Raw genomic sequence first — 13,051 nt, forward strand, 5'->3', positions numbered from 1 at the left:
TTCTTTTGAACTATTGAGGACAACTATGAAAAAATATATTTTAAACCGTATCATGCGATCGTTAGTGTCGGTAGTTCTGGTAACGGCTTTAACATACACCATCGTATATACTCTAGTACCTACCAGCCTTATCTTTAAACAAGACCCTAATTATAATAAAATGACAACAACACCAGATAAAAAAGTAGCGTATGAAAATCTAACTTTTCAACGTATGGGTTATGTCAATTATTTTTCAAGCAAAGAATTAAAAGATAATGCTTCTAAAGTAGATAGTAGTGTAACGACAGAAGCAACTAGTGCTAACAAAGCTATCTATGAGAAGTATATTGATTCTCTTGGCAATGGCTGGCAGCTAAAACGCTTCCCCACTAGCAAACAGTTTTATGCAATTCGCAATATTCCTATTTACGAACGTGTTTGGAACTTTTTCTCAAATCTAGTTGTTATTGATCACCCTTGGAAGATTCAGGATAAAGATAATCCAAAATTAGCTAGGTATATTCGTCTAGAAAAAGATAAATCAGTTGGCTGGTCACTTGTTGGTTCGGGGACAAAACATAAGTATCTCCTCTATACTAACGGAAAATTTCCTTATCTTCACCAAAACTTTGTTACCTTAAACTTAGGGACATCTTATCCAACATACAGCAATATTCCTGTTCTTCAGGTCATTTCACAAGGGCAAGGACGAACAGCTCTTCAAGATGTGACCTTCCCATCAGGTGTCACTAAGAAATCGTCAGTGGATATCTATAGCCGTAGCTACAAAAATCCAAAATCATTGGATGATATCACCAAGGTAAACTATGGTAAGGGAGATTCCTACACTAAAACCATCAATAATTATGTCGACCCATCAATGATTCACAATTCTTTTGTAATTGGTTTTTTTGGTGTTATGTTTTCCTATATCGTTGGTTTGCCTCTTGGTTTATTTATGGCTCGGTTTAAAAATACCTATTTTGACAGTTTCTCAACAGCGACCATGACCTTCATGCTTGCTTTACCAAGTATTGCTGTTATCTATGTTGTTCGCTTCCTAGGTGGCATGGTTGGTTTACCAGATAGTTTCCCAATGCTGGGGGCATCTGATCCTAAATCTTATATTTTACCAGCCCTTATTTTAGGAATTTTAAATATTCCAACTACGGTTATCTGGTTCCGTCGCTATCTTGTTGACCTTCAGGCCAGCGATTGGGTACGTTTTGCGCGTTCAAAAGGATTATCAGAATCTGAAATTTACAGAGGGCATCTCTTCAAAAATGCCATGGTCCCAATTGTGTCAGGGGTTCCTGCAAGTATTATCCTTGCTATTGGTGGTGCAACATTAACAGAGACTGTCTTTGCCTTCCCGGGTATGGGTAAAATGTTAATTGATTCTATTAAATCTGCTAACAATTCTATGATTGTTGGATTAACCTTTATCTTCACTGTCTTGTCAATTGTTTCACTTTTACTAGGAGATATTGTCATGACCCTTGTCGATCCACGTATTAAATTGTCAACAAAAAAAGGAGGTAAGTAATGGAATCGATTGATAAATCTAAATTTCGATTTGTTGAGCGCGATAGTGAAGCCTCCGAAGTGATTGATACCCCTGCTTATTCTTACTGGAAATCAGTGTTTCGTCAGTTTTTTTCTAAAAAATCTACAGTCTTTATGCTCGTAATTTTAGTGACAGTCTTGATGATGAGCTTTATTTATCCAATGTTTGCCAACTACGACTTTAATGACGTTAGTAATATCAATGACTTTTCAAAGCGTTATATTTGGCCAAATGCAGAGTACTGGTTTGGAACCGACAAAAATGGGCAATCTCTGTTTGATGGTGTTTGGTATGGGGCACGTAATTCTATTTTAATCTCAGTTATAGCGACACTAATTAATATCACCATTGGGGTAGTGTTAGGAGCCATATGGGGAGTTTCTAAAGCATTTGATAAAGTTATGATTGAAATTTATAACATTATCTCAAATATCCCTTCTATGCTTATTATCATTGTTTTGACCTATTCATTAGGTGCAGGATTTTGGAATTTGATTCTAGCTTTCTGTATCACTGGATGGATTGGTGTCGCCTACTCCATCCGTGTTCAAATCTTGCGTTACCGTGATTTAGAATACAACCTTGCTAGTCAAACTTTGGGAACACCAATGTACAAGATTGCTGTTAAGAACCTCCTGCCTCAATTGGTTTCAGTTATCATGACTATGTTGTCACAAATGCTACCAGTTTATGTATCTTCTGAGGCCTTCTTATCCTTCTTTGGGATTGGTTTACCAACCACCACTCCAAGTTTAGGACGTTTTATTGCTAATTATTCAAGCAACTTAACAACAAATGCCTACCTCTTTTGGATTCCCTTAGTAACATTGATTTTAGTATCGTTACCACTATACATTGTCGGACAAAACTTGGCTGATGCCAGTGACCCACGTTCACATAGATAGGAGTTAAAATGACAAAAGAAAATAATGTAATCTTAACTGCCAAAGATGTGGTGGTAGAATTTGATGTGCGTGATCGTGTTTTAACAGCTATCCGTAACGTCTCACTGGAACTTGTTGAAGGAGAAGTCCTTGCTTTTGTAGGGGAATCAGGCTCAGGTAAATCTGTTTTAACAAAGACCTTTACAGGGATGTTGGAGTCTAATGGACGCATTGCTAATGGTTCAATTGTCTATCGTGGGCAAGAATTGACAGATTTAAAAACAAATAAAGAGTGGGCAAAGATTCGCGGCTCAAAAATCGCAACGATTTTCCAAGACCCAATGACCAGTCTTAGTCCCATTAAAACTATCGGTAGCCAAATCACAGAAGTGATTATTAAGCACCAAAAAGTAAGTCATGCCAAAGCTAAAGAAATGGCCCTTGATTACATGAATAAAGTGGGTATCCCAAATGCCAAAAAACGCTTTGAAGATTACCCATTTGAGTATTCAGGAGGAATGCGTCAACGTATTGTTATCGCTATTGCTTTAGCTTGTCGCCCAGATATTCTTATCTGTGATGAGCCAACAACAGCCCTTGATGTGACTATTCAAGCTCAAATCGTTGAGTTATTGAAGTCGCTTCAACGAGAATATCATTTCACCATTATCTTTATTACGCACGATTTAGGTGTTGTGGCAAGCATTGCAGATAAAGTGGCTGTCATGTATGCAGGAGAAATTGTTGAATTTGGAACAGTCGAAGAGATTTTCTATGATCCAAGACACCCCTATACATGGAGTTTGCTGTCTAGCTTACCGCAGTTGGCAGATGAATCTGGTGAACTTTACGCTATTCCAGGAACGCCTCCATCACTTTATTCACCAATTATCGGAGATGCCTTTGCACTTCGCTCAGAATATGCTATGGTTTTAGACTTTGAAAAAGCACCTCCGGCGATTAACGTATCTGAGACTCATTGGGCCAAAACATGGCTTTTACACCCAGAGGCTCCAAAAGTTCAAAAACCAGAAGTCATTCAAGATTTGCATCAAAAAATCTTAAGAAAAATGTCACAACAGGAGGAAGGAAATGTCTGAGAAATTAGTCGAAGTAAAAGACCTAGAAATTTCCTTCGGAGAAGGAAAGAAAAAATTTGTTGCAGTTAAAAATGCTAATTTCTTTATTAAAAAAGGAGAAACCTTTTCTTTAGTTGGAGAATCTGGGAGTGGTAAAACAACAATTGGTCGTGCTATTATTGGTTTGAACGATACTAGTTCAGGTCAAATTTTATACGATGGGAAAGTAATTAATGGCAGAAAATCAAAATCAGAAGCCAATGAGCTCATTCGTAAAATTCAAATGATTTTCCAAGATCCCGCTGCTAGTTTGAATGAACGGGCAACCGTTGACTACATCATTTCAGAAGGTCTTTATAACTTTAATCTGTTTAAAACAGAGGAAGAACGTAAAGAAAAAATTAAGAACATGATGGCCGAAGTTGGTTTGCTATCAGAGCATTTGACGCGCTACCCTCATGAATTTTCAGGAGGTCAACGTCAGCGGATCGGTATCGCTAGAGCCCTAGTAATGAACCCTGAATTCGTTATTGCTGATGAACCGATTTCAGCTTTGGACGTTTCCGTTCGCGCACAGGTCTTGAATCTTCTTAAAAGAATGCAAGCCGAAAAAGGTTTGACTTATCTCTTCATTGCCCATGATCTTTCAGTCGTTCGCTTTATTTCAGATCGTATTGCGGTTATCCATAAAGGGGTTATTGTAGAAGTTGCAGAAACAGAAGAACTGTTTAATAACCCAATTCATCCCTACACCCAATCTTTGTTATCAGCCGTGCCTATCCCAGATCCAATTTTAGAGCGTCAAAAAGAACTTGTTGTCTATCATCCAGACCAACATGATTATACATTAGATAAGCCATCAATGGTTGAAATCAAACCAAATCACTTTGTTTGGGCAAACCAAGCAGAAATTGAAAAATATCAAAAAGAATTGTAAAAGAGATGCACTGACCCCAAAAGTTGGCTACTCTATTTTAAGTAAAGGATTTAGTTTTGTATTGTAGAGGACTAAGTCCTTTTAGTTTTATTTTGATACGTTTATTGTTGCAATAATCGATGATAATAGTAGGTAGAACGAGTCAATACAGCCGTTCTTAAAAGAAAATCTAATCAGAACTCGTCTTTGTCCATTTTTTATAATGGTTTTTTTGTCTTCTTCTTTGCAGAGATGCTTCTTTCAAACGGAGTTCCTCGGTTTTTTTAAGTAAGCAACCTCAGTTCTGAGATATTCATTTTCTTCTTGAAGCCGCTCTAATTTAGTCATTTCTTCAGGTTTCTTTTGGTTTACGTCCTGTTTGTGATGGTCTTGCTCTTGTTTTCTCAACAGTATAACTGTTTTTCTTATATTGTGCTATTCAACTTGGGAGAGTTCCTGCATGTAACAAGCCATAAACAAGTGATACTTGGTATTGTGGCGGGCCTTCTATCAAAACGTTATCCATTATTTCTTGCTTTATCTCTGGTGGATAGTAGATATTTTTTTCTTTCTTAACGATGTCTATTTCGTACTTTCATCACTTAATTTCATAAAAAATACCCCGAACGTTAGATTTTTTTGTCTAACGTTTGGGGTGTAGTTCAAGGCTTTTTCTCTTTTTTGTTGCACTTCATTTTACAACGCGGGCAAATAAAAAAGTACAAAAAAAGTAAAAAAAGAGTTGACAATGACAGTAAAGATATCGTATACTAATAAAGCTGTCAGAGAGGTTCCTGTAACACACTTATTGAAAAAAGATGAAAAAGTAGTTGACAGGCTATGAGAAACCTGATAGAATAAAGAAGTTGTCTCTTAGGAGACGTTAAGACCTTTGAGAACTGAATAAGACGAACCAAACGTGAGGGTGATATGGAGACATATTACCCGTCAAGAAACGAGAAATAAATCTGTCAGCGACAGAAGGAACGAGTAAGTTCAAACGCAAATTAAAGAGAGTTTGATCCTGGCTCAGGACGAACGCTGGCGGCGTGCCTAATACATGCAAGTAGAACGCTGAGAACTGGTGCTTGCACCGGTTCAAGGAGTTGCGAACGGGTGAGTAACGCGTAGGTAACCTACCTCATAGCGGGGGATAACTATTGGAAACGATAGCTAATACCGCATAAGAGAGACTAACGCATGTTAGTAATTTAAAAGGGGCAATTGCTCCACTATGAGATGGACCTGCGTTGTATTAGCTAGTTGGTGAGGTAAAGGCTCACCAAGGCGACGATACATAGCCGACCTGAGAGGGTGATCGGCCACACTGGGACTGAGACACGGCCCAGACTCCTACGGGAGGCAGCAGTAGGGAATCTTCGGCAATGGGGGCAACCCTGACCGAGCAACGCCGCGTGAGTGAAGAAGGTTTTCGGATCGTAAAGCTCTGTTGTTAGAGAAGAATGATGGTGGGAGTGGAAAATCCACCAAGTGACGGTAACTAACCAGAAAGGGACGGCTAACTACGTGCCAGCAGCCGCGGTAATACGTAGGTCCCGAGCGTTGTCCGGATTTATTGGGCGTAAAGCGAGCGCAGGCGGTTTTTTAAGTCTGAAGTTAAAGGCATTGGCTCAACCAATGTACGCTTTGGAAACTGGAGAACTTGAGTGCAGAAGGGGAGAGTGGAATTCCATGTGTAGCGGTGAAATGCGTAGATATATGGAGGAACACCGGTGGCGAAAGCGGCTCTCTGGTCTGTAACTGACGCTGAGGCTCGAAAGCGTGGGGAGCAAACAGGATTAGATACCCTGGTAGTCCACGCCGTAAACGATGAGTGCTAGGTGTTAGGCCCTTTCCGGGGCTTAGTGCCGGAGCTAACGCATTAAGCACTCCGCCTGGGGAGTACGACCGCAAGGTTGAAACTCAAAGGAATTGACGGGGGCCCGCACAAGCGGTGGAGCATGTGGTTTAATTCGAAGCAACGCGAAGAACCTTACCAGGTCTTGACATCCCGATGCCCGCTCTAGAGATAGAGTTTTACTTCGGTACATCGGTGACAGGTGGTGCATGGTTGTCGTCAGCTCGTGTCGTGAGATGTTGGGTTAAGTCCCGCAACGAGCGCAACCCCTATTGTTAGTTGCCATCATTAAGTTGGGCACTCTAGCGAGACTGCCGGTAATAAACCGGAGGAAGGTGGGGATGACGTCAAATCATCATGCCCCTTATGACCTGGGCTACACACGTGCTACAATGGTTGGTACAACGAGTCGCAAGCCGGTGACGGCAAGCTAATCTCTTAAAGCCAATCTCAGTTCGGATTGTAGGCTGCAACTCGCCTACATGAAGTCGGAATCGCTAGTAATCGCGGATCAGCACGCCGCGGTGAATACGTTCCCGGGCCTTGTACACACCGCCCGTCACACCACGAGAGTTTGTAACACCCGAAGTCGGTGAGGTAACCTATTAGGAGCCAGCCGCCTAAGGTGGGATAGATGATTGGGGTGAAGTCGTAACAAGGTAGCCGTATCGGAAGGTGCGGCTGGATCACCTCCTTTCTAAGGAAATGGAACACGTTTATCGTCTTATTTAGTTTTGAGAGGTCTTGTGGGGCCTTAGCTCAGCTGGGAGAGCGCCTGCTTTGCACGCAGGAGGTCAGCGGTTCGATCCCGCTAGGCTCCATCAGGATACAATCCTACTAAACTTAATACAAGTGAAGTTGAACACGCAACTCACTTCCTAGGAAAATGGACAATCTTCCCTTGTGTGCAAGGCCCACATGGTCAGATTCCTAATTTTCTACAGAAGTTTCGCTAAAGCGAGCGTTGCTTAGTATCCTATATAATAGTCCATTGAAAATTGAATATCTATATCAAATTCCACGATCTAGAAATAGATTGTAGAAAAGTAACAAGAAAATAAACCGAAAACGCTGTGACTATTTAATAAGTTTTCTAGTTTAAAAAAACTAGGTTAATAAGGTTAAGTTAATAAGGGCGCACGGTGGATGCCTTGGCACTAGAAGCCGAAGAAGGACGTGACAAACGACGAAATGCTTTGGGGAGCTGTAAGTAAGCGCTGATCCAGAGATGTCCGAATGGGGGAACCCACTAACTAATGGTTAGTATCCATAACTGTTAAGGTTATGAGAAGGAAGACGCAGTGAACTGAAACATCTAAGTAGCTGCAGGAAGAGAAAGCAAACGCGATTGCCTTAGTAGCGGCGAGCGAAACGGCAGGAGGGCAAACCGAAGTGTTTACACTTCGGGGTTGTAGGACTGCGACGTGGGACTTTAAAAGGATAGAAGAATTACCTGGGAAGGTAAGCCAAAGAGAGTAAAAGCCTCGTATTTAAAATTCTTTTGAGCCCTAGCAGTATCCTGAGTACGGCGAGACACGTGAAATCTCGTTGGAATCTGGGAGGACCATCTCCCAACCCTAAATACTCTCTAGTGACCGATAGTGAACCAGTACCGTGAGGGAAAGGTGAAAAGCACCCCGGGAGGGGAGTGAAATAGAACCTGAAACCGTGTGCCTACAACAAGTTCGAGCCCGTTAATGGGTGAGAGCGTGCCTTTTGTAGAATGAACCGGCGAGTTACGATATGATGCGAGGTTAAGTTGAAGAGACGGAGCCGTAGGGAAACCGAGTCTTAATAGGGCGATTTAGTATCATGTTGTAGACCCGAAACCATGTGACCTACCCATGAGCAGGTTGAAGGTGAGGTAAAACTCACTGGAGGACCGAACCAGGGCACGTTGAAAAGTGCTTGGATGACTTGTGGGTAGCGGAGAAATTCCAAACGAACTTGGAGATAGCTGGTTCTCTCCGAAATAGCTTTAGGGCTAGCGTCGATGTTAAGTCTCTTGGAGGTAGAGCACTGTTTGGGTGAGGGGTCCATCTCGGATTACCAATCTCAGATAAACTCCGAATGCCAACGAGATATCATCGGCAGTCAGACTGCGAGTGCTAAGATCCGTAGTCGAAAGGGAAACAGCCCAGACCACCAGCTAAGGTCCCAAAATAACTGTTAAGTGGAAAAGGATGTGGGGTTGCACAGACAACTAGGATGTTAGCTTAGAAGCAGCTATTCATTCAAAGAGTGCGTAATAGCTCACTAGTCGAGTGACCCTGCGCCGAAAATGTACCGGGGCTAAAACAGTTTACCGAAGCTGTGGATGACACAAAAGTGTCATGGTAGGAGAGCGTTCTATGTGTGAAGAAGGTGTACCGTGAGGAGCGCTGGAACGCATAGAAGTGAGAATGCCGGTATGAGTAGCGAAAGACAGGTGAGAATCCTGTCCACCGTAAGACTAAGGTTTCCAGGGGAAGGCTCGTCCGCCCTGGGTTAGTCGGGACCTAAGGAGAGACCGAAAGGTGTATCCGATGGCCAACAGGTTGATATTCCTGTACTAGAGTATATAGTGATGGAGGGACGCAGTAGGCTAACTAAACCGGACGATTGGAAGAGTCCGGCTAAGCAGTGAGGTGTAAGATGAGTCAAATGCTTATCTTTATAACATTGAGCTGTGATGGGGAGCGAATTTTAGTAGCGAAGTTAGTGATGTCACACTGCCAAGAAAAGCTTCTAGCGTTTAATGATACTCTACCCGTACCGCAAACCGACACAGGTAGTCGAGGCGAGTAGCCTCAGGTGATCGAGAGAACTCTCGTTAAGGAACTCGGCAAAATGACCCCGTAACTTCGGGAGAAGGGGTGCTGACTTAGGTCAGCCGCAGTGAATAGGCCCAAGCAACTGTTTATCAAAAACACAGCTCTCTGCTAAATCGTAAGATGATGTATAGGGGGTGACGCCTGCCCGGTGCTGGAAGGTTAAGAGGAGGGTTTAGCGCAAGCGAAGATCTGAATTGAAGCCCCAGTAAACGGCGGCCGTAACTATAACGGTCCTAAGGTAGCGAAATTCCTTGTCGGGTAAGTTCCGACCCGCACGAAAGGCGTAATGATTTGGGCACTGTCTCAACGAGAGACTCGGTGAAATTTTAGTACCTGTGAAGATGCAGGTTACCCGCGACAGGACGGAAAGACCCCATGGAGCTTTACTGCAGTTTGATATTGAGTATCTGTACCACATGTACAGGATAGGTAGGAGCCATTGACTTCGGGACGCCAGTTTCGAATGAGGCGTTGTTGGGATACTACCCTTGTGTTATGGCTACTCTAACCCAGATAGGTTATCCCTATCGGAGACAGTGTCTGACGGGCAGTTTGACTGGGGCGGTCGCCTCCTAAAGAGTAACGGAGGCGCCCAAAGGTTCCCTCAGATTGGTTGGAAATCAATCGCAGAGTGTAAAGGTATAAGGGAGCTTGACTGCGAGAGCTACAACTCGAGCAGGGACGAAAGTCGGGCTTAGTGATCCGGTGGTACCGAATGGAAGGGCCATCGCTCAACGGATAAAAGCTACCCTGGGGATAACAGGCTTATCTCCCCCAAGAGTTCACATCGACGGGGAGGTTTGGCACCTCGATGTCGGCTCGTCGCATCCTGGGGCTGTAGTCGGTCCCAAGGGTTGGGCTGTTCGCCCATTAAAGCGGCACGCGAGCTGGGTTCAGAACGTCGTGAGACAGTTCGGTCCCTATCCGTCGCGGGCGTAGGAAATTTGAGAGGATCTGCTCCTAGTACGAGAGGACCAGAGTGGACTTACCGCTGGTGTACCAGTTGTCTTGCCAAAGGCATCGCTGGGTAGCTATGTAGGGAAGGGATAAGCGCTGAAAGCATCTAAGTGCGAAGCCCCCCTCAAGATGAGATTTCCCATGATTTTATATCAGTAAGAGCCCTGAGAGATGATCAGGTAGATAGGTTAGGAGTGTAAGTGTAGCGATACATGTAGCGGACTAATACTAATAGCTCGAGGACTTATCCAAAAAGAAATATTGACAACGTTACGGATTCTTGTTAGACTATAGATATTCAATTTTGAGTGGGTTATGAAAATAGCACATTTACAAGTTAAGTGACGATAGCCTAGGAGATACACCTGTACCCATGCCGAACACAGCAGTTAAGCCCTAGAACGCCTGATGTAGTTGGGGGTTGCCCCCTGTGAGATAAGGTAGTCGCTTAGCGTTTATCCGCCATAGCTCAGTTGGTAGTAGCGCATGACTGTTAATCATGATGTCGTAGGTTCGAGTCCTACTGGCGGAGTAGAGAGAGGTAGGAAGCGTCCTATCTTTTTTTGCATTTTAGAGAAGAGTGTGGTAAGATAGAGGCAAGATATGCGTTGGCACCCTTAGCTCAACTGGATAGAGTACCTGACTACGAATCAGGCGGTTAGAGGTTCGACTCCTCTAGGGTGCATAATGAAAAAAACAACAGGACATTAATGTCCTGTTGTTTTTTTGTGGTTCTCTTTATACTAGGGATAGTTAAAAAGAAAAGGAGACTCAAAATGTCGATAGAGACAAGAGCAGCGTTTGAAAAAGTTAAGCCCATTATTTTGAAATTAAAGCGACACTATTATATTCAATTGTGGGATAGAGATGACTGGTTACAAGAAGGACATATTATCTTATTACAGTTACTAGAAAGGTACCCAGAGTTAATTGAGGAAGAAGAGCGTTTATATCGCTATTTTAAAACAAAATTTTCATCTTATTTGAAAGATTTATTACGCCGTCAAGAAAGTCAAAAGCGTCAGTTCCATAAGTTAGCATATGAAGAGATAGGGGAGGTTGCACATGCCATTCCATCGAGAGGGTTATGGCTAGACGACTATGTGGCTTATCAAGAGGTAATAGCTAGCTTAGAGAACCAATTAAATTCGCAAGAGCGTATGCAGTTTCAAGCACTTATCAGGGGCGAACGTTTCAAGGGAAGACGTGCTCTACTTAGGAAGATCAGTCCCTATTTTAAGGAATTTGCACAGCAGTTGTAAGCAAGACCTATAAGGAATTGGGGGTAAATCTATGAAAAAAGTGTAATCATTTTTTGATTTACAGTTATTATCATGTGTTATCTGGCGACTGTCCTGTTTACAAGTAAGTTCACAAGTATGGGATAAAATAGTATAAACTATAGTAAATACTGAATAGTCAAAGAAAAATATCGGCATAGGTCAGAAGAGCTGATATGTTTAATACTTTTTGCGGATATCTACTGTATTTAAATGTATTTGATATCCTTGTCAAGGATATACGTCTAAACAAGTTCAAAACGAAATCATTTGTGATTATCTTATCAGGAGTTGACTCTTGATAAGATTTTTGTATATCAGTACTGTGGTACGTTTAGATAGCTTGGCAGTGAATTTATAGAGTGTCAAACAACGAGTGTTTTGTGTTACACTAACCATTAGAAGAGTCTATTGTTGAGCATATCAAGGTGTTATCTTTTCGAGTTGAGGTATCATATCTAGTTGTAATGTCAAACATATCTAGTATATTTAACTATCACGCCAAACGCATGCAGAAACTTTTGTTTTTAGAAAACTAGATTCATAATGACAAAATCAATCAAAGTAGTACACTATAGATGAGGTGACTACGATGATTGATTTTATTATTTCTATTGATGATTGCGCAGTTGAATTGGATAGTCGTCAATCTTGGAAAATTCGCTCCCCCTTATCAACCATTCTATTTCTTGTCTTCGTTTGTCAGTTAGCTGGCATTGAAACCTGGAAGGAGATGGAAGATTTTATTGAAATGAATGAACCATTGTTTGCGACCTACGTTGATTTGAGTGAAGGTTGCTCGTCTCATGATACCTTAGAGCGTGTGATTAGTCTTGTTAATTCAGACCGTTTAAAAGAGCTTAAAGTTCAATTTGAGCAATCATTGACAAGCTTAGATGCCGTTCATCAACTGATTTCAGTGGACGGTAAAACGATTCGAGGCAATCGAGGTAAAAATCAGAAGCCTGTTCATATTGTAACGGCTTATGATGGGGGTCATCATCTTAGTTTGGGACAGGTAGCGGTTGAGGAGAAAAGTAATGAAATTGTTGCCATCCCTCAGCTATTGCGGACAATTGATATCCGTAAAAGCATTGTAACGATAGACGCAATGGGCACGCAGACGGCTATCGTTGATACGATTATAAAAGGTAAAGCAGACTATTGCTTAGCCGTCAAAGGAAATCAAGAAACACTTTATGATGATATTGCTCTTTATTTTAGTGATGTCAACTTATTGGAAGAACTCCAAGAAAATGCGCAGTATTATCAGACTGTTGAAAAATCTAGAAGTTAGAGAATACTGGGTGTCTTCCGATATCAAATGGTTGTGTCAAAACCATCCCAAATGGCATAAGTTACGTGGTATTGGGATGACTCGTAACACGATTGATAAGGATGGTCAGCTGAGTCAAGAGAATCGTTATTTTATCTTTAGCTTTAAGCCGGATGTCCTCACATTTGCCAATTGTGTACGAGGTCATTGGCAGATAGAGAGTATGCACTGGTTATTGGACGTTGTTTATCATGAAGATCATCATCAGACATTGGATAAAAGAGCCGCATTTAACCTAAATCTTATCCGAAAAATGTGCTTATATTTTCTCAAAGTGATGGTATTTCCTAAAAAAGACCTCAGTTATCGTCGCAAACAACGGTATATTTCTGTCCATTTGGAAGATTATTTAGTCCAATTATTTGGAGAAAGAGGTTAA

The 13,051-nt window shown here is 41.9% G+C and carries 5 protein-coding genes, 3 tRNA genes, 3 rRNA genes and 3 pseudogenes; 12 read left to right on the forward strand and 2 right to left on the reverse strand.

All coding sequences use genetic code 11. The features are described from left to right. Positions 1-25 precede the first annotated feature (25 nt). The 4 genes from B6D67_RS01430 to B6D67_RS01445 are packed head-to-tail and all read left to right on the forward strand — an operon-like array spanning position 26 to position 4,449. Positions 26-1,528 carry an ABC transporter permease gene (locus B6D67_RS01430; protein WP_010921891.1) on the forward strand — a complete coding sequence of 501 codons (1,503 nt, stop codon included), beginning with the start codon at positions 26-28 and terminating at the stop codon, positions 1,526-1,528. After that, on the forward strand, positions 1,528-2,454 hold the full coding sequence (gene oppC, locus B6D67_RS01435; RefSeq protein WP_010921892.1) for an oligopeptide ABC transporter permease OppC: 927 nt from the start codon (positions 1,528-1,530) through the stop codon (positions 2,452-2,454). Before B6D67_RS01430 ends, oppC begins: the two co-directional genes overlap by 1 nt. Before the next feature lie 8 nt (positions 2,455-2,462). Continuing rightward, on the forward strand, positions 2,463-3,533 hold the full coding sequence (locus B6D67_RS01440; protein ID WP_010921893.1) for an ABC transporter ATP-binding protein: 1,071 nt from the start codon (positions 2,463-2,465) through the stop codon (positions 3,531-3,533). Further along, positions 3,526-4,449 (forward strand): ATP-binding cassette domain-containing protein, encoded by a 924-nt coding sequence (locus B6D67_RS01445; protein WP_002986000.1) that lies wholly within the window; start codon positions 3,526-3,528, stop codon positions 4,447-4,449. Before B6D67_RS01440 ends, B6D67_RS01445 begins: the two co-directional genes overlap by 8 nt. A 37-nt stretch (positions 4,450-4,486) precedes the next feature. On the opposite strand, the pseudogene B6D67_RS10605 reads toward B6D67_RS01445, so the two are convergent. After that, a pseudogene (locus B6D67_RS10605) lies at positions 4,487-4,570 on the reverse strand (IS3 family transposase); the annotation flags it as partial. A 133-nt stretch (positions 4,571-4,703) separates the two neighbouring features. Then, a pseudogene (locus B6D67_RS10630) lies at positions 4,704-4,963 on the reverse strand (hypothetical protein); the annotation flags it as partial. Positions 4,964-5,434: 471 nt separating this feature from the next. Between B6D67_RS10630 and B6D67_RS01460 the strand changes: the two are divergent. The 8 genes and pseudogenes from B6D67_RS01460 (at position 5,435) to B6D67_RS01495 (ending at position 13,051) form a co-directional block, all read left to right on the forward strand. Next, positions 5,435-6,983 (forward strand): 16S ribosomal RNA (locus B6D67_RS01460). A gap of 51 nt (positions 6,984-7,034) precedes the next feature. Then, a tRNA-Ala gene (locus tag B6D67_RS01465) sits at positions 7,035-7,107 on the forward strand. A gap of 298 nt (positions 7,108-7,405) precedes the next feature. Next, positions 7,406-10,308: ribosomal RNA gene (locus B6D67_RS01470) — 23S ribosomal RNA — on the forward strand. A gap of 85 nt (positions 10,309-10,393) precedes the next feature. Then, positions 10,394-10,509 (forward strand): 5S ribosomal RNA (gene rrf / locus B6D67_RS01475). The 16S, 23S and 5S rRNA genes sit together here with 3 tRNA genes alongside, the layout of an rRNA operon. A gap of 5 nt (positions 10,510-10,514) precedes the next feature. Next, positions 10,515-10,588, forward strand: a tRNA-Asn gene (locus tag B6D67_RS01480). Between the two features lie 79 nt (positions 10,589-10,667). Continuing rightward, positions 10,668-10,741, forward strand: a tRNA-Arg gene (locus tag B6D67_RS01485). 25 nt (positions 10,742-10,766) lie between these two features. Continuing rightward, positions 10,767-11,318 (forward strand): sigma-70 RNA polymerase sigma factor region 4 domain-containing protein, encoded by a 552-nt coding sequence (locus tag B6D67_RS01490; RefSeq protein ID WP_010921894.1) that lies wholly within the window; start codon positions 10,767-10,769, stop codon positions 11,316-11,318. A 610-nt stretch (positions 11,319-11,928) separates the two neighbouring features. Beyond that, positions 11,929-13,051 (forward strand): annotated as a pseudogene (locus B6D67_RS01495) (ISAs1-like element IS1548 family transposase).

The organism is Streptococcus pyogenes (assembly GCF_002055535.1).
Lineage (GTDB): Bacteria > Bacillota > Bacilli > Lactobacillales > Streptococcaceae > Streptococcus > Streptococcus pyogenes.